At 70.0% G+C, this 16,668-nt stretch carries 17 protein-coding genes; 2 read left to right on the forward strand and 15 right to left on the reverse strand.

Translation table 11 applies throughout. The features are described from left to right. Nucleotide 1: 1 nt before the first annotated feature. The 3 genes from cseB to ACF059_RS19680 form a co-directional block, all read right to left on the reverse strand. The gene (gene cseB, locus ACF059_RS19670; RefSeq protein WP_392058705.1) at nt 2-739 is read right to left on the reverse strand and encodes a two-component system response regulator CseB; all 738 of its coding nucleotides are present in this window, start codon (nt 737-739) and stop codon (nt 2-4) included. A 214-nt stretch (nt 740-953) separates the two neighbouring features. Continuing rightward, a complete protein-coding gene (locus tag ACF059_RS19675) occupies nt 954-1,847 on the reverse strand; it encodes a methyltransferase domain-containing protein (RefSeq protein WP_392058709.1) in 894 nt (297 codons plus the stop codon). Nucleotides 1,848-1,917: 70 nt separating this feature from the next. Next, nucleotides 1,918-3,156, reverse strand: a complete 1,239-nt coding sequence (locus ACF059_RS19680) for a tetratricopeptide repeat protein (protein WP_392058712.1) — start codon at nt 3,154-3,156, stop codon at nt 1,918-1,920. A 341-nt stretch (nt 3,157-3,497) separates the two neighbouring features. Between ACF059_RS19680 and ACF059_RS19685 the strand changes: the two genes are divergently transcribed. Beyond that, nucleotides 3,498-4,496, forward strand: coding sequence for a LuxR C-terminal-related transcriptional regulator (locus ACF059_RS19685; protein WP_392058714.1), 999 nt, complete (start codon nt 3,498-3,500; stop codon nt 4,494-4,496). Here ACF059_RS19685 and asnB read toward each other — a convergent pair. The 12 genes from asnB to ACF059_RS19745 all read right to left on the reverse strand — a co-directional run bounded on the left by asnB (nt 4,480) and on the right by ACF059_RS19745 (nt 15,327). Further along, nucleotides 4,480-6,321 (reverse strand): asparagine synthase (glutamine-hydrolyzing), encoded by a 1,842-nt coding sequence (asnB, locus tag ACF059_RS19690; RefSeq protein ID WP_392058717.1) that lies wholly within the window; start codon nt 6,319-6,321, stop codon nt 4,480-4,482. The genes ACF059_RS19685 and asnB overlap by 17 nt on opposite strands. Before the next feature lie 22 nt (nt 6,322-6,343). Beyond that, complete coding sequence (locus tag ACF059_RS19695) at nt 6,344-6,607, reverse strand: acyl carrier protein (protein WP_392058720.1); 264 nt, start codon at nt 6,605-6,607, stop codon at nt 6,344-6,346. Beyond that, entirely contained in the window at nt 6,585-7,901 is a 1,317-nt protein-coding gene (locus ACF059_RS19700; RefSeq protein WP_392058723.1) for an MFS transporter, read from the reverse strand. Before ACF059_RS19700 ends, ACF059_RS19695 begins: the two co-directional genes overlap by 23 nt. Before the next feature lie 2 nt (nt 7,902-7,903). Further along, entirely contained in the window at nt 7,904-8,905 is a 1,002-nt protein-coding gene (locus tag ACF059_RS19705; RefSeq protein ID WP_392058727.1) for a Gfo/Idh/MocA family protein, read from the reverse strand. Next, nucleotides 8,899-9,582 carry an NADPH-dependent F420 reductase gene (locus ACF059_RS19710; protein ID WP_392058730.1) on the reverse strand — a complete coding sequence of 228 codons (684 nt, stop codon included), beginning with the start codon at nt 9,580-9,582 and terminating at the stop codon, nt 8,899-8,901. Before ACF059_RS19710 ends, ACF059_RS19705 begins: the two co-directional genes overlap by 7 nt. Then, complete coding sequence (locus ACF059_RS19715; RefSeq protein WP_366867559.1) at nt 9,575-10,030, reverse strand: hypothetical protein; 456 nt, start codon at nt 10,028-10,030, stop codon at nt 9,575-9,577. The genes ACF059_RS19710 and ACF059_RS19715 overlap by 8 nt, the downstream gene beginning before the upstream one ends. After that, nucleotides 10,030-10,917 (reverse strand): aldo/keto reductase, encoded by an 888-nt coding sequence (locus ACF059_RS19720; RefSeq protein ID WP_392058733.1) that lies wholly within the window; start codon nt 10,915-10,917, stop codon nt 10,030-10,032. Before ACF059_RS19720 ends, ACF059_RS19715 begins: the two co-directional genes overlap by 1 nt. After that, nucleotides 10,914-12,077, reverse strand: coding sequence for a cytochrome P450 (locus ACF059_RS19725; RefSeq protein ID WP_392058736.1), 1,164 nt, complete (start codon nt 12,075-12,077; stop codon nt 10,914-10,916). The genes ACF059_RS19720 and ACF059_RS19725 overlap by 4 nt, the downstream gene beginning before the upstream one ends. After that, on the reverse strand, nt 12,071-13,009 hold the full coding sequence (locus tag ACF059_RS19730; protein WP_392058739.1) for a hypothetical protein: 939 nt from the start codon (nt 13,007-13,009) through the stop codon (nt 12,071-12,073). The genes ACF059_RS19725 and ACF059_RS19730 overlap by 7 nt, the downstream gene beginning before the upstream one ends. 9 nt (nt 13,010-13,018) lie before the next feature. Then, nucleotides 13,019-14,308, reverse strand: a complete 1,290-nt coding sequence (locus ACF059_RS19735) for a serine hydrolase domain-containing protein (RefSeq protein ID WP_392058742.1) — start codon at nt 14,306-14,308, stop codon at nt 13,019-13,021. Between the two features lie 63 nt (nt 14,309-14,371). Beyond that, nucleotides 14,372-15,094 carry a hypothetical protein gene (locus ACF059_RS19740; RefSeq protein ID WP_392058745.1) on the reverse strand — a complete coding sequence of 241 codons (723 nt, stop codon included), beginning with the start codon at nt 15,092-15,094 and terminating at the stop codon, nt 14,372-14,374. A 107-nt stretch (nt 15,095-15,201) separates the two neighbouring features. Next, nucleotides 15,202-15,327: a hypothetical protein gene (locus ACF059_RS19745; protein WP_360896597.1), complete on the reverse strand. Its 126-nt coding sequence runs from the start codon at nt 15,325-15,327 to the stop codon at nt 15,202-15,204. A gap of 333 nt (nt 15,328-15,660) precedes the next feature. On the opposite strand from ACF059_RS19745, the gene ACF059_RS19750 reads away from it, so the two are divergent. Continuing rightward, the gene (locus ACF059_RS19750) at nt 15,661-16,605 is read left to right on the forward strand and encodes a cupin domain-containing protein (protein ID WP_392058748.1); all 945 of its coding nucleotides are present in this window, start codon (nt 15,661-15,663) and stop codon (nt 16,603-16,605) included. Nucleotides 16,606-16,668: the final 63 nt, after the last annotated feature.

A 16,668-nucleotide genomic window follows, 5' to 3' on the forward strand; every position in this document is an offset into this window, starting at 1 on the left:
CTCAGCGCCTCAACTTGTAGCCGAAGCCGCGGACCGTCTCGATCCGCTCGCGCCCCAGCTTCCGGCGCAGCCGCTGCACGCACAGGTCCACGACCCGGCTGTCGCCGTCCCAGCCGTACTCCCAGACGTCGCGCAGCAGGGTGTGCCGCTCCAGCACGACGCCCGGGTGGGCGGCGAACTGGAGGAGCAGCTTCAGTTCGGTCGGGGTCAGCGCCACGGGGCTGCCCGAGACGAACACCTCCATGCCGGCGGTGTCGATGCGGAGGTCCCCGAACACGAGCACCTCCCCCTCGGCCTGCGACTTCTCGCCGGCGGGCTGCCCGGGCTGCGGTGCGGGCGCGTAGGTGGCCCGCCGCAGCAGGGACCGGATGCGCGCCACCAGCACGTACGTGTCCACGGGCTTGACCACGTAGTCGTCCGCTCCGGCCTCCAGACCGGCGACGACGTCGAGCCCGTCGCCCCGGGCCGACATCATCAAAACAGGCACCAGGCTGGTCTCCCGGACCCTGCGGCACAGCCCGATCCCGTCCAGTCCGGGCAGCATCACGTCCAGGATGAGCAGGTCGAAGCGCTCGTCCCGGAAGGCCTCCAGCCCTTCGAGCCCGTCGGCCGCGGCCTTCATCTCGTACCCGTAGCGCTCCAGGGCGACGGTGAAGGACCGGCGCATCAGGTCGTCGTCCTCGACCAGCAGCACGCGGACGGGGGGCGCGGAGGATCCGGCCGGGGCGGTGGAGGACACGGCGGACGACTCCTGTTCGTACGGACATGGACCGGGCGGGACTGCGGTCCCGGCGGCGCTCGCCACCACTCCCCCGTGGCGCGCCCGGCGACCCGAAACGACCATACGGCAGGCTGCCGCCGCGCCCCCTCGTACAACGGCCCGGCGCACGGTTTCGATGGACGACCAAGCGCTGTCCGATACCCGCCTGATACAACCCGGCGCGGAGCCGTTGTCAGTCGGAGTCAGCGGTCCGATCAGCGGTCCGATCAGCGGTCCGCTCCCAGCGACAGGTGAAGCGCCGGTCGGCGCTGCGGTAGCCGATCGTGACCGCGGAGGCTCGGGGCGGACGGACGATGTACGAGTGGCCCCAGTGCGTGAACGGCGCGGTGCGGTGGCTGCTGAGGGTCACGGAGGAGGACAGGGGCGCCTCGAAGTAGAGGTGCACGGCATTGGCCGGGGAGTCGCCGAAGGACACCGTCTGGCTGAAGTCGGCCTCCGGGGTGCTGCCCAGGTCGTATTCGATGAGCGTCCGGGCAGGTCCGGCCGAGGTCGCATCGGTCAGCTTCGCGGTGATGATCTGGCTGCCCAGCGCGTGTTCCGCCTCCGGCAGGACGGACGCGAACGACATCCCGCCCGGCTGCTCCCGGGTGAACGCTCCGATGACGCTCGCGCGCAACGCGTCCGCCTCCGGCGAGAGGACCGGCTCCGCCAGGACGCGCAGCCGTGACGGGATGAAGGCCCGAATGTCGGGGTACCGGCTGCGCAGGGCGTGGGTCAGCCCCACGATGTTCTCCTCGGGTCCGATGGATCCGATCGTCTCCGAGACGACGACGTCGGGGGGCGTGCCGATGTCGACCTGGACCGCGTTGCCCTGGACGACTTCGACGCGGTCGAGGTTCGAGGCCCGCAGGGCCTGCCGCGCGAAGGAAGCGGTGTCCTCCAGGTACTCGACCGCGACGACCGTCCCCGAGGTCAGCTGCGAGGCCATGGCCGCGAGGATGCCCGTACCCGTTCCGGCGTCGAGGACCCGGTCCCCGTCTGCGATCACCTCCGCCATGGCGTCGTGGAACGCGGTCAGCCGCGTGGCGTCGGCGAGCATGCGGGCGTGGTGGTGAGCCTCGAACATCAGACGTCTCTCTTGGTTGGTTGTTCAGTGGGGGCGCCCCGGTCCCCACCGGAGCGGACCGGGGGCGCCGTCAGCGAAAGACGGACAGCCTCTCCTGGACGGCGGGAACCGTGGGGTCGATCGAGTACGAGTACGCGTAGGCGTCCTGGGCGCGTCTGCGGTCTCCGCGGCTCTCGTGGATCCAGCCGAGGTGGAACGCGGCCGCGGCCACCGGATGTCCGCCGAGCGGGAGCATCTCCTCGTAGGCGTGGAGCGACTCGTCCAGCCGGCCCGAGGCCAGGAGCGCGTAGCCGTGGGCGGCCCAGGCGTGGGCGTCGTACGGAGCGATGCCCGGCATGCGGGACGTGGCGACCACGGCGCCCTCGGCGTCGTCCCTGCTCCGGCAGGCGCGCCCTTGGCACGCGAGGAGAGCGAGCACCTCTTCGTCCCACGCCAGTCGCCGCAGGCCGTCCTGCGGCCGCATGCCCATCGCGCCCAGGGCCGCCCGGTCCAGATAGGCGTGAGCGGCTTCCGGTTCCCCTCTCAGGACGGCGGTGTCGGCGAGCGACTGGAGGACCCTGCGCTCGACCCACCGGTGCTCCGGATCCACGTCGATCAGTCGCGTCAGCGCTTGCTCGGCCAGCCGGACGGTCTCGTACAGGGCCCCGGATCCCGCCTCACGGCTCGCTTCGAGCGGCATCGCGAAGCCCGCCAGTGTCAGACGGGTCAGGACGGACAGGCCGGGATCGGCCACCGCGCGAAGGGCCTGCGTCACCACGAGACCGGGCCTGGGGTGCAGCTGCAGGGTGACGGTCACCCGGGCGAGTGCGTGCTCCGGCCGGACGTCCCGGGGGAAGGCCGGGATGCCCGCCCGTACGTCGGTGATCCCGAGCAGCCCCGCCGCCTGCTCGGGATAGCCCAGCCGCAGCATCAGCGTGCCGGCCGTCTCGCGTTCGAGCGGGGTCAAGTCCTCGGAACGCTTGCACAGTTCGCTGATCCGCCACCACAGGCCGGTCGCCAGATCGGTCGGAAGGTGGTCGACCTCCGACCCCACCGCGTCCGCGCGGCCCCAACTGGCCGCGGTGAGGACGCGGAGCCGACGGGGCGGTATCTCGCTGAAGGCGGGAAGCGCCTCGACGTCGCGCCGTGCCAGATGCTCGGCGATGGCGTGGGTCGCGAGCGCGTGCTTCGGCGAACAGGAAACGGGCAGCGCCAGCCCCACGTACACGGGGCACACCGCCGGCACGTCCGCAGCGAGGAGCGATTCCAGGCGCCGCGTGAGGTCGCCAGAACTCTGCGGCGGTTCGTACGGTGGCGGCAGGTATCGCATGCTTTCCCGGTTCATAGGAGCCACGCCCGGCCCGAGTACCCCAGAGTCGCCCAGCGGAGTGATTAATCCCACCCGGGATCCGGAGCCTTGACGGAACCGGCGGCACCGGCGGTCGCGTGAGTTTCGTTGTCCGCTGAATTCGCAGCGGTGGGGCCGGTAGTTGTGAGGACCGTGACGAGTGCAATGAGCACGATTGCAGGCCCGGTAGCCTTGTGAAGAAGCTTCATCATTTCCCCCCTCATTCGCGGGCGGATACCCGCGATGGATGAGAGCTTCTCGCGACAGCTTCAGCCGTACAAGAGTTGAAGGTGCTCATGAAGTGACATTGCAGGAGGCTGAACATGAACGAAGCGTGTGAATCGGGCAATGAGTGCGATAACAGCGGTGCACTCTGCCAGCGGGGCGTCGAGTACTACATGGACGCCGTCCGCACCGGTCACGCCGATCAGTCTTCCGCGCCCGCCTGCCTCCTGCGGATGCAGCTCCTCCAGCCCGCCCCCGGCGCCGAGCGGACGCTGATGCCCATCCGCCCGTCCTACGCCCTCGCCATGCTCGTGCGTCCCATCGAGGAGGAGATCCACCAGCGCCAGGCGGTCACCCAGGGACTGCAGCGGGCCCTGGACCCGATCGAGGCCCTCTACAACGCCCAGCAGCGCCCCACGGCGGACCTGGTGATGCTGGAGGGCCTGCCGGCCATCAACGCCGCCATCGACGATGCCACCCAGCGGTGCACCACCGAGCTGCTGACGGCCCAGCCCGGCGGCGGCCGCTCCTCGGCGGTGCTGTCCGAGGCCCTGCAGCGCAGCCGTGCCCTGCTCGGCCGCGGGGTGCGGCTGCGGACGCTATACCAGCACACCGTGCGCTACAACCCGGCCACCATGGACTACATCCACCAGATCACCGACGCCGGCGCGTCGGCGCAGGTCCGGACCCTGGACGAGCTGTTCGAGCGGATGATCATCTTCGATCGCGAGGTGGCTTTCATCCCGGCCCGCAGCGACCGGCAGAGCGCTCTCGAAGTCCGCAACCAGGCTCTCATCGCCTTCCTCGTGGACGTCTACGAGCGCGCCTGGCAGCGCGGGACCCCCCTGACGTCCAGCAGCCGGAGCCGGGAGGAGCCCAGTGTGATCCCGGGCATCCGCCGGACCATCTGCCAGCTCCTGATCTCGGGTTACGTCGACGAGGCCATCGCCCGGCGGCTGGGCATGAGCGTGCGGACCTGCCGTTCGCACATCGCGAAGATCGCCGAGCAGCTGGGATCCACCAACCGGGCGCAGCTCGGCTATCTGCTGGCCACCTCGGACCTCCTGGGCGACTCCGGCGTCAAAGATCCAGAGTGACGTCGTAGGAGCCGAGCCACCTGTTGAGCCAGATCGCCATCTCCAGACTGCCCCGGTCGTAGGACCGGCTGGTCGCACCCTGCGGCCGGTCCAGGACCGCCCGCACCTTCTCCACGTCGAGCAGGGACCGCACCGGGGCGTTGCCGTCGCGCAGGATCTCGGCCATCTCGGTGCGCAGACCGCGCTCGTAGGCCGGGTCCTGAGTGGTCGGGTACGGGGTCTTGACGCGTTCCAGGATGGACGCGGGCAGCAGGTCGGCCGTGGCGGCGCGGAGCAGGCTCTTCTCCCGGCCGTCGAACGCCTTCATCGACCACGGGGTGTTGAAGACGTATTCGACCAGCCGGTGGTCGCAGAAGGGGACCCGGACCTCCAGCCCGACCGCCATGCTCATGCGGTCCTTGCGGTCCAGCAGCGTCTGTACGAAGCGGGTGAGGTTGAGATGGCTCATCTCCCTCATGCGGCGCTCGCCCGGGTCCTCGCCCGGCAGTACGGGGACTTCGCCGAGGGCCTCGTGATAGCGGGCCTGGCGGTATCCGGGAATGTCGAGCTTCTCCACCAGTCCCCGGTCGAGCAGTTGAAGTCCGCCGAAATAGCGGGCCGAACCCGACGTGAGCCAGGGAAAGGTGTCCGCCCGTACGGCCCCCGGATTGTGGAACCACCGGTATCCGCCGAAGAGTTCGTCTGCCGACTCCCCCGACAGTGCCACGGTGGTGTGCTGCTTCACCGCTTTGAACAGCAGGTAGAGCGACGGCCACATGTCACCCCAGTAGGCCGGCGGCAGGTCCGTGGCGCGCAGGACGGCCGCGCGTACGGCCGGGCTGAGCAACTCCGCGCTGTCCAGGATGATCTCGGTGTGGTCGGCGTCGACGTGCCGGGCCAGCTCGCGTGCGTAGGGGGCGTCGGCCGCGCCGCGTACCGCGTCGGGCTGGAACCCGGCGGCGGCTTCGGCGAAGTCGACGGAGAAGGACCTCAGCCGCTCCGATCCCAGCGTGCGGGCGGCGAGAGCCGTGATGGCGGACGAGTCCAGACCCCCGGAGAGCAGGGAGGACAGGGGGACGTCGGCCACCATCTGACGCTGGACGATGTCTTCCAGGAGCTCGCGGACCGTCCCGATCGTCGTACCGAGGTCGTCGGTGTGTTCGCGGGCTTCCAGAGCCCAGTAGCGGAGCTTGACCAGGCCCTTGCGGCTCACCCGCACGATGTGCCCGGGCCTCACCTCGTACATGCCCGAATAGACGGCCGCCTCCGGCGTCTTCACCATGTCGAGGACTTCGCGCAGTCCCTCGGAATTCACGCGGGCGGACACCGTCGGGTGGGCCAGTATGGCTTTCGGTTCGGACCCGAAGAGCACACCGTCGGGGGTGGGGAAGTAATACAGGGGCTTGACGCCCATGCGGTCGCGTACGAGCGTCAGTTCCTCGCTGCGGCCGTCCCAGATCGCCAGCGCGAACATGCCGTTCAGGCGTTCGGCGAAGGACGGGCCCCATTGGAGATAGGCGCGGAGCACCACTTCGGTGTCGCTGCGCGTGCGGAACGCGTGCCCGTGCCCGACCAGTTCGGTCCGGAGCTCGGAGAAGTTGTAGACCTCTCCGCAGAACGTGAGCGTCACGCGCTCACGGCCGCGGTCATCGTCCGTCATCGGCTGACGGCCACCCTCAAGGTCGACGATGGCGAGCCGGCGGTGCCCCAGAGCCACGTGCGGGGCCGTCCACATCCCCTCCGCGTCCGGGCCGCGGCAAGCCAGCGTGTCCGTCATGTTCCGGATCTCTTCGTGCCGTGCCGACACGTCGTGTCCGAAGTCCACCCACCCGGCGATTCCGCACATGTCCCTGACCCCCCTCTCTCTTTTACGCCTTGCTCAGAAGAGCTTCGTTGACCACCTTCACCAGGGTCCCTGGGGTCGCGGCCGTGTAGACGATGTCGTACGAAAGCTCGACTCCGCATTCACTCTCTATGCGCGTGAGCGTGTTGAAGAGCGACAGCGAGTCGTAGCCGAGGCTTTCGAAATCCTCGTCCGCTATGTCCGCGCCCAACTCAATTTCGGTCCAGACGTCTTGATCGGCGCATTCCCGCAGGATGCGCACCAGGTCATCGAGAGTGAATTCCTTCACTTTCATCCTCCTTCATCGAACGGGAGCCGGAAGTCCCTTCCGGATCTGCTGCCTCTTTTTTCACCTGGGCGAGGCGCTTGTTGTTCAGCACGGGCAGGACCGCCAGGGCCGTGACCGCCATGGCGGTACCACCGACGTAGAAGGCGGCGGGGATCCCGAAGAACTTGGCCACCAGGCCGCCCACGATCCCTCCGACCGTGAAGGCGCCGACGGCGACGGACCGGTAGGCCGCGGTGACGCGGCCCATCAGCTCGTTCGGCACGATCTGCTGGCGCAGGGTGACGACCTGGATGGTCTGGATCAGGACGACGAAGCCGTCCAGCGCCATGAAGGCGACGGTGACCGCCGGGCTGATCGCCAGTCCCATGCCGATGGTGGATCCGGCCGACAACAGGTTCGTCACCAGGATCAACGTGCCGAGCGGCATCCGCTCACCCACCTTGCCGGCCACAAGGCCGCCCACGACCGCACCGATGGCACTGGCCGCGAGCAGTACGCCGTACCAGCTCGACGTCACACCCAGTACGTCCGTGGCGAGGAGTACGAGGATGCCGTAGGTGGCGGCGCTGACGGCGTTGCCCATCGCCGCGATGACGCTCAGCGAGCGCAGCGTCGGCGACGACCAGTACCACCGCGCGCCGACGGCGATGTCCGCGGCGATGCCCTTCACCGTCAGGGGCTCCGCGGACACGGGCTCCGCGGACGGCTCCTGCCGGTGGCGGGTGGCCGAGGGGATCAGCGCCAGCAGGCCGACGGCGGCCAGATAGCCGCCGGCTCCGAGCACGAACGGGGCCGCGGCCGCGGAGGCGAACAGGAATCCGCCCACCGGCGGTCCGACGAACTCGTTGCAGACGACGAAGGTGGTCTGCAGCCGTCCGTTGGCCCGGCCCAGGTCGTCCGGGTCCACCAGGGTCGGAAGCCACGCGGACGACGAACTGTCGTAGAGCGTCTCGGCCGTCCCGATGGCGAAGAAGACCGCGTAGAGCAGCGGCATGGAGACGGCGTCGCCCAGGACCGCCAGCGCGAGGGTCGCGAACCCGGCGACGCGGATCCAATTCGCCGCCTGTGCGACACGTTTGCGGTCCAGCCGGTCCGCGAGGGCTCCGGACAGGAAGGCCAGGACCAGCCACGGGGCCCTCTGCGCCACGGTGATGCCGGCGATCAGCGCCGGGTCGTGGGTCACGGTGGCCGCGAGCAGCGGCGCCGCGGCCAGGCTCACCCCGTCCGCGAGGTTCGACGTGGCGGTGGCTGCCCACAGCTTCTGGAAGGGCCGTCCGCTGGGTGTGGGGTCCATCGTCAGTTCTCCTTGGATGAGGCTTCGTGGGCCACGGCTTCGGACAGCGCGGCCACGGCACGGGACTCGGCGAGCGGCATGGTCCAGGCGCGCTCGACGAGCTCGCCGCTCTCGCCGTGCCGGCCGTCCTCGCCGCTCACCACACGATTGAACTCGTCCACCATCAGGCGGTAGGCGTTGACGTCGGAGTACTCCGACACCGCCTTCCGGCCGGACCTGTGGCGGTGGACCAGGTGCACGGTGTCCCGGGCCACCGCGGAGAACGGCCAGTCGGGCAGCGACAGCTGCTCCCCGGCTCCGCGCAGGTCGAGGACCTCATGCGGCCGCTCCGCCGTGAACGACACGTGGACCTCGGCCGTCGCGCCGTTGTCCCATGCCAGTGACGCCGTGGTGCTCGTGTCGACTCCGGTCGGGCCGGTGGTCATGGCGCTCGATACGATCCGGGGCGCCTGCCAGCCGTTCAGGGCCAGTACCGCGCTCAGAACGTAGCCCCCCAGGTCGTAGAGCGCGCCGCCGCCCCTCGCCGGGTCCCACCGGTAGTTCGCGTGGTCCGTGCGGTGCACGGCGAACGTCGCTTCGGTGTGCGCTCCGGGGCCGAAGGACGCGGCGATGCGCTCGGCCGCACGCATCCGTGGGTGCCACCGGTACCACATGGCCTCCGATACGGTGCGCCCGGTGCGGTCCGCGGCTTCCGCGAGCCGGTCCACCTGCGCGGCCGACAGTGCGAGCGGCTTCTCGCACAGCACGTGCTTGCCCGCTTCGAGCGCCTTGACGCACCAGGCCAGATGGCTCTCGTTGCTCAGGCTGATGTAGACGACGTCCACGGCGTCGTCCGCCAGCACGTCCTCGTAGTCGGTGCTCTGCTTCTGCGGGGAGAGCGCCTCGGCCCGCCGCCGGTCCCTGGCGGCCGCGATGCGCAGGGTGCCCAGCCGGGACTGGTGCACGGCCGGCGCCATGGCGGCCCTGGCCGCAAGGCCGGCCCCGATGAATCCCCAGTTCAGCACGGGTGTTCCACCCGGGTACCGGGCGGGAGGAGAGCTCCCGTCAGGCGGCGGGCGCCGGCCTCGGCGGCAGCGGCGGGGTTGCGGCGACGGATCTCCTCACGCAGGAGTGCCATCCCCTCCAGGACACCGCAGTGGGCCAGTACGCCCGCGTCGAGCGCCGCGAGACCGATGTGGCGGGAGAGCCGCAGCACGGTCTGCTTCGCCGCCTCGTCGTCCGCCGCCACCAGATTGAGCGCCCCGGTCCCGTCCGAGGCGAGGTCCTCCGCGGTGCAGGTGCTGAAGGCCTTGACCAGACGCGCGTAGGGGATGCGCCGCGCGATTTCGACCGCTCCGCTGGTGTCGGGGGGCAGGACGATGCCGTCACCCTCTTCGGTCAGCGGGTTCGTCGCGTCCACGACGATCCGGCCCTCGGCGAACCCGGGGAACCTCTCCGCCAGGTTCACCGCGGCCTGGAAGGGAAGCGCGAGCACCACGATGTCCGCCCCGTCGAGCGCTTCGAGCGTCGGCCTCACGGCCCCCCGCTCCAGCAGGGGGCCCGGCAGACCGGGCGTCTCGGCGTCGGCGCGGCGGGTCGCGACCCGCGTGCTGACCGCGTGGTCCATCAGCCGCAGGGCGAGGGCCGTTCCGAAACGGCCGGCGCCCAGCACGCACACCGAACCGAAGTCGTCGTCAGTCACGTGATCCCCCGAGCGTGCGGCAAGCGAAGGCGTGGGCGCTCTTCAGCAGGTCGAAGCAGACATCGGACTCCTCGCCGTCCCTGGGTGCGAACAGCAGGACGGTGCCCCGGGGCAGCCGGTCGCCGGCGAGCGGGTGGTACTCGCCCCATCCCGCCTCGACGACCGCGGCCGCCTCGGCCGCCGGCAGGCTGACGTGCCACGAGCCGTCGTACGAAGGGTGGGCGTGCGCGAACTCCAGCGGCCGGCCGTCCTGCCCCGCGTGGGTGAGGTGCAGGCCGACGGCGCCCGGTACGGACACCCTGGTGGCGGACACCTCGACGCCGGCGAGCTCCTCGCACCGGCGCAGGAGCCGCCTCTGTACGTAGTAGGGGGAGCTCTGGGTGAGCTGCTGGTGCGGCACGGTGGCGCTGGTGACGGGCCGCGGCCCCGAGCGTTCGGGCAGTCTCATCACAGGTGCTCCGCATCGGTCGGTGTCGGCTGGTACCCGCGGTCGGCCGGGCCGAGGTGGTCCACGACGGCGTCGACGTTGGCCTGCACGTGGCGGGCCGATCCCGATCCGGGGATCGGCATCACGTGGTCGCCTAGGTCGAGCAGCACGCCCAGCGCCACCTGGGCGGCGGGAACGCCCTTGCGTTCGGCCGCTCGCACCACCCTGGGCTCGTTCAGCAGGGCGCCTTCGGCGAAGGGCTGGTAGGCCATGACGGTGATGCCACGGTCCTTGCAGTACGCCACCAGGCGCAGGTCGTCCGGGGTGATGCGCAGGGCGTGCAGATGGTTCTGCACGCTGGCGATCGGTCCTTCGCGCTCGGCCCGCTGCAGCTGCTCCAGCGTCACGTTGCACAGGCCGATATGACGGGCCAGGCCACGGCGCCGTACCTCCTGCAGGGCACCGACCTGGTCCTCCAGCGGGACCCGGGTGGAGGGATGGTGCAGCTGCAGCACGTCGACGGCTTCGAGCCTCAGCCTGCGCAGACTGCCTTCGGCCGCCCGGGCCAGGTCCTGCGGCCGGGCCTCGACGGACCAGCCCGCGGACGCGTCGCGCACCACGCCCACCTTGGTGGCGACGAGCGGCCGGGAGTCCCGCCGGCTCAGCGCCTCTCCGATGATGCGCTCGGACCAGTACGGGCCGTAGCAGTCGGCGGTGTCGATGACGGCCACCCCGAGGTCACAGGCGAGGTGGACGACCCGGTGGCTCTCGTCCTCGTCCCGCGGCGGGCCGAAGGAATCGGGTCCGGCCAGGCGGTTGCCGCCCAGGCCCAGTCGCAGGGGTCCCCACGAAAGGGCCCGCTCCGGCGCGGGCGCGTTCTCGACGGCGCCCTCTGTGCGTGTGCTCATGCGGCGACGACCTCCAGCCGGTCGAGGCCCCTGCCCAGGAAGCGGCCCGACCAGCGCAGCGGCTGCTCCACGTGGAGGGACAGCAGGGGGAGGCGGTCGAGGACCGCGCGCAGCATCGCCTCCAGCTCGACGCGGGCCAGTGAGGCGCCCACGCAGTAGTGCGGGCCCTGGGAGAAGGCGAGGTGGGGATTGGAGGCGCGGTCGAGGCGGTAGGCGTCCGGATCGTCGAACACCCGCGGGTCCCGGTTGCACAGCCCCAGGAGGACGGCGACCTGGGCCTCGGCCGGTATGACCGTGTCCCCCACGACGGTGGCCGCGGTCGTCTTGCGCATCACCACGTGCGCCGGGCTGTGCAGCCGCAGGAGCTCCTCGATCGCGGGCGCGACCAGCGCCTCGTCGGCTACCAGCCGCTCGAACCGGTCACGGCGCCACAGCAGCGACAGGAGCATGTTCCCGAAGAAGTTCGCGCTCGTCTCGAAGCCCGCGACGACCAGCAGAATGCAGGTGGCGAGGAGTTCGTCGTCGTCGATGCCCGCGGCGAGGGCCCGCTCGGCCATGATCGGCAGCAGGCCCGAGCCCCCGGGGGTCGTGCGGTGGGCCGACAGCTGTTCCCGGAAGAAGGCCAGGATCTCGTCGGCGCTGCGGTTGAACTGCTCGTCGCTGGTGTGCTGGGACAGGGAGACGGCCCACTGGCCGAGGAAGGCACCTTCGACCGGGGACACGCCCAGCAGGCGGCAGATGGCCTCCGAGGCGACCGGGTAGGCCACCGTCGCCATGATGTCGGCCTGCGGGCCCCCGGCCGCGGCGGCCTCGCCCAGCCGGTCCAGACGATCACAGGTCGCCCGGCGGATGCCGGCCTTCAGCTCCGCCAGGCGGGCGGGGGTGAAGCAGTCGCCGACCATGCGCCGCAACCGCATGTGCTGCTGGGCGTCCTTGAACATGAAGAAGCGCGAGGAGACCTGGTCCCAGATGCCGGAGCCGGGGTTTCTGGTCATGCTGCTGACGGTGCGGTCCCTCAGGAGCTGCACGGCCTCCGGATGGCCGAGGACCAGCCAGAGTCCTTCACCGGTCTGCTGGACGGACCTGCTGCGGTCGATCTTGCTGTAGAAGCGTGCCGCGACCTCGTCCTGGGGGTCCTGTCCTACGTGGTCGATCACCATGTGGAGGTCATCTCCTCTCCTGTACGGGTGGCGGCGGTGGCGGGGGCGGTAGCGGGGGCGGCGGTGCGCAGCCGGGTGACGAGCTGCTCCGGGTGATCGGCCATGAGGCTCGACGCCGCGGCGTACACGAACTGGTAGCCGACCGTGCTGCCGTAGGTGTCCCGGAGGTAGAGCATGTCCAACGTGTCCGGAGGCGGCGCGCAGAGCCCCATCTCGGCGGCCTCCGTCAGGAAGTAGAAGTGGTTCAGCCAGGCTTCGGTGTCGCAGTACGAGGCCCACAGCCGCCGCTTCTCGCCGCACTCCGGGAGTGCGGCGAGGTACCTGTCGAACCCCACCCGCCCGAGGGCCAGCGCCGCAGCTTCGGATTCGACGTAGTGCGCGATGCCCTCGGTCGGCCCCGGCCCGGGGTCGGCCTCGTAGAGGAAGTGCCCCACCTCGTGGAGGAGCACCGCGAGGGACGATGTGGTGCCGTCGTCGGTGGCCAGGATGCGAAAGCCGGTGGCCGTCTTGGCGGTCCGGCCGGCCGGCCCGCCGCCCGGTGGGCTGCTGACCGTGGCCAGTGCCGCCTCGTCGGGGAGCGAGAGCTCCTTCAGCACGGCCCGGGCCGCCTCGACCGCGCTGCTGCGCAACGGAATGCTCCGAAGCCAGGCGTGCTCGATCAGCGGCACGGCGTGGTCGGCGTACCTCTGCAGCAGCGGGGGAGCCAGCGTGGCCATGGCGGCACGGCTCCGGTCGATCTGGGCGCCGTAGAGCTCCCGCAGGTCGTCGGAGAGCGGGTGCAGCTCCACCGCACGACGGCGCTCCGCCCACAGCTCCGCGAGCTGTCCGGGGTTTCTGCGCAACGTCCGGGCAGCCTCTACGTAGCTGCTCTGGAAGAGGTCCCAGCCGGCCTGGATCCTGCTCAGCACGAGGAGTTCTGGCACCGAAGTCACCGATCTTTCCTAGGATCCGGAGGTCGAGGAGCGGCTGAGCCTGTACAGGCGGGAGCCGTCGCTGAACCGCATGCGGTCTCCGTCGATCACGCACCGGGGGTACTGCTCCCCGGAGACCGTGTAGACGTGCGGGGCCGTCCTGCGCAGCTCCAGCTCGAACCCGCTCTGCGTGCGCACCGTGGCGATGTCCCGCGCCACCTCGGCCGCGAGGGAGTCGCCGGCGTAGCTCCCGGCGTCCTCGGTACGGCTGTCCGCCGTCGCGCTCTGCGGCGCGAGCCCACTGCCCGGGGACGGGACCGGGGTGCCCACGGACGTGGTGGCGAGCGCCTGCTTGACCACCGTGCGCAGCTCGGGCGGAGTGACCGCGGCCGTCGCCATCGCGACGATGTGTACGTCGTCCTCGGGGTAGCTCGCGAACTCGGTGGTGAATCCGGCGCTGGCCCCTTGGTGGTGGTAGTAGGTCCGTCCTTCTTTGTCTTCGTCGACCAGGGCGGACATCGCCATCTTGGGGTGGAGATGGCGGGAGAGCAGTTCTCCGCGGATCCGACGGCCCAACGGGCCGGCCGGGTCGTCACCGCGCAGGTGGGCCGCGACGTCGACGAGCAGGGTCATGAGGTCCTTCGGACGCGCCCACAGGCCCCCGGCACAGGTCTCGGGGTAGTGGAGCGAGCCGTACGGAACGGGGATCGAGGGGTGGATGAATCCCTCGGCCAGGAGGGGGTGCACCGGCCCTGCGAGCGCATCGGCCAGCACGGCCACCCCGGGTGACATGGCACGGAGCGCGTCCGGGAGGAGTCCGGCGAGGTCATGCCGGTGTTCGAGTTCCGTCTGAAGCAGCGCGAAAGCGCCGCTGCAATAGGCGACACGGCCCGTCGGTATCCCGGTGAAGGCGAGCGCCGGCGACCGGCCCTTTCCGGCGATGATGTCGGCCAGGGCCGGAATCGTCTCGTCGCGCGCGTATCCGGGAACGCTGCGTACGTTGAGACCCGTCACGTGGTGGAGGACCTGGCGGGGTGTGAGGGAAACCCTTCGCCCCAGATAGCGGGGAATCAAGGGGTCGGCGCACCGCATCGGCTCGTCCAGACTCAGCTCGCCCTGCTGCTCCAGGACGAGGCACGCCACCGCGGTGAGGAACTTCGAGATCGAACCCAGCTGGTAATACTGCTCCGCGGGCTTCGCACCGGCGTGCTCCGTACCCCATTCGACCAGGGTTTCGCGTCCCTTGTCGACGAGAAGCAGCACGATGTTCCCGCTGGTGCCCGCCTCCACGATCGCCTGGTCGATCGCGTCCTGAATCATCGATTGCGGTGTCACTGAATCACGAATCCGAGCTGAGAGTTGAGGGCCGGAGGGGCGGAATTCCTAGGAGGCGCCCGCATCCGATACGAAGAAGCCGACGACGGCCGTCCTGGGCTGGTCTCCCGCGCTGGGCGTCACCGGCGCGACCCGGTGGTGGACCCGGGAGGTGAGAAGGACCAGACGGTTGGGGCGGGCGGAGACGAAGATGCCGTGCCCGATGTCGTTCCGGTACCGCTCGGCACGGTCGTCGAGCAGGAAATCAGGACCCAGGTCGCCGTTGACCTCCCGGGGCCCGGCATCGGAGTTCCCGGTCCGGTTCCGGCCGTCCGCTTCGTCCTCGGCCAGGACGAGCAGCTCGCCGCCCCAGGTGGAACCCCAGCGCGGATGCCCGTAGAAGACATAGGCACCCAGCAGGCTCTCGGCGTCGTTGTGCCAGTTCAGAGCCGCTCCCACCCCCGACAGCACGGTGCGGCCGGTGACGGTGGACCCTTTGCCGGTGATCCCCTGCGGATAACTGTCCTGGAGTGCTTCGTCCGGCCGGGCGATGCGTTCGACGAGCTCTGCGACCCGGCTCATCCCCGGGGGCGTGGAGTCCACCCGTCCTCGGGTGGCCAGCTCGCTCTGCAGGACCGGAGCCGATGACAGCCCATAGGCCTTGACCCATTCCTTGGCATGCATGGGGCGGTAGGGCAGGAACTGCAGTGAGGTCGCCAGCGACGCGAATTCGGCCTCGCCGAGAAAGTCATCCACCACCGTGAGGTGGGGATTTCTAATGGTGATCTTCATGGGAGACGTCCTCCTGCCATGCCTGCAATGCCGTCGCGAGGTCGCGCTTCAGAGGCGGGGCGGGCCGGCGGCCCGAAGGGCACGCCGACCCGCCCCTCGTCCCTGATTTAGACCAGGTCGAGGACATCCGCGGGAACAACGGCGAGGTTGCGCGGCCACGCCAGCATCTCGATGTCCTCGAGCACCGACTTCTCCTCGACGATCTCGATGTTCTTGGTGTCCTGAGCGTCCATGATTTTTCCTTTCACACGGGGAGCGGACTCCCCTGTCCATATGAATCGGCAAGAGCGCGAGTTCGAAAGTCACCTGAAGGTTTTCACCGTCAGTCCGAAGCACCGGCCTGCTTGCTGACACAAGAATTGCCGCAAGATCGACGGCGCGACAACGAGAGCAACGGGACAGGATGTGACCTTGCAGGAACATGAGGGGAACAGACCCCGCCGAACGGGACATTGCTCGTCAACCGGGGCCGTTCAGCCTCCTGCAATGCCACTTCATGAGCTCCTTCACCTCTTGTGCCGGCTGAAGCCGCCGGGGGAAGCTCGCAGGCGAATCACGGAGGAATCATGGAATACACGAGAGACCTCTCGGGCGCGATGGAGGACGTCATCTCCACGGTGGTGTCCGGCGACTTCCTGTCGCAGGTCTACCACCGCGAACACCGCGTGTTCCCCGGTGCCGCGGAGAAGATCAGGGACGTCTTCGGCTGGGACGACCTGAACCAGCTCCTGGAGACGCATCCGCTCAGATCGCCGCAGATGCGGTTGTCGCGCGACGGCAAGCAGCTGGCCGAGGCCGCCTATATGGAGGCGCGAACCTCCCGGCGCGGCCGCCGACGCGTCCGCATCGACCCGGTGAAGCTGCGCGCGGCGCTCAGCGCGGGCCACACGCTCTCGATGAGGTACCTGGACGAGATCCACCCCGGGGTGTCACAGCTCTCCGAGGCCTTCGAACGCAGGCTGCTGAGCGACTTCGAATTCAACCTCTACGCCTCCTGGGCGCCCACCGGCAGCTTCAACACCCACTGGGACGACCACGACGTGTTCGTCGTCCAGCTCCAGGGCAAGAAGCGGTGGCGCATCTTCGGGCGCAACGAATTCTCCATGCATCCGGCGGACTCGGCCATGGGCACGCCGCCCGCCGAGGTCGTCGACGACTTGGTGCTCTCCCCCGGCGACGTGCTCTTCCTGCCGCGGGGCTTCTGGCACGACCCGGTGACCGAGGAGGGCCCGTCCCTCCACATCACCGGCTCGATCCCCTGCACCACCGGCCTGGACCTGGCCCGCTGGCTGCTGGACGAGCTCCGTGAGGACGAGGCGATGTGCGCCGAACTGCTGCGCTTCGGCCGGCCGGAGGAGCCGCAGGAGGTACTGCGGAAGGTGCGCGAGCGGCTGCACGGGGCGTTCGCGGAGGAGGATCTGCTGCAGCGGTTCTTCGCCGCCCGGGACGGCGCCCGGTTCGGGAGGTTCCGGCTCGGGCTGCCGGACGTCGGGCCCGCGCCCGCCGCGTAGGACGTCCCGCACCGTCGGAGGGTGCGGGCAGCGAGAAACCCCGGCCGGGGTACGGCCGGGGTT

The sequence above is a fragment of the Streptomyces sp. NPDC016562 genome (assembly GCF_043076955.1).
In the GTDB taxonomy this organism is placed as follows: domain Bacteria; phylum Actinomycetota; class Actinomycetes; order Streptomycetales; family Streptomycetaceae; genus Streptomyces.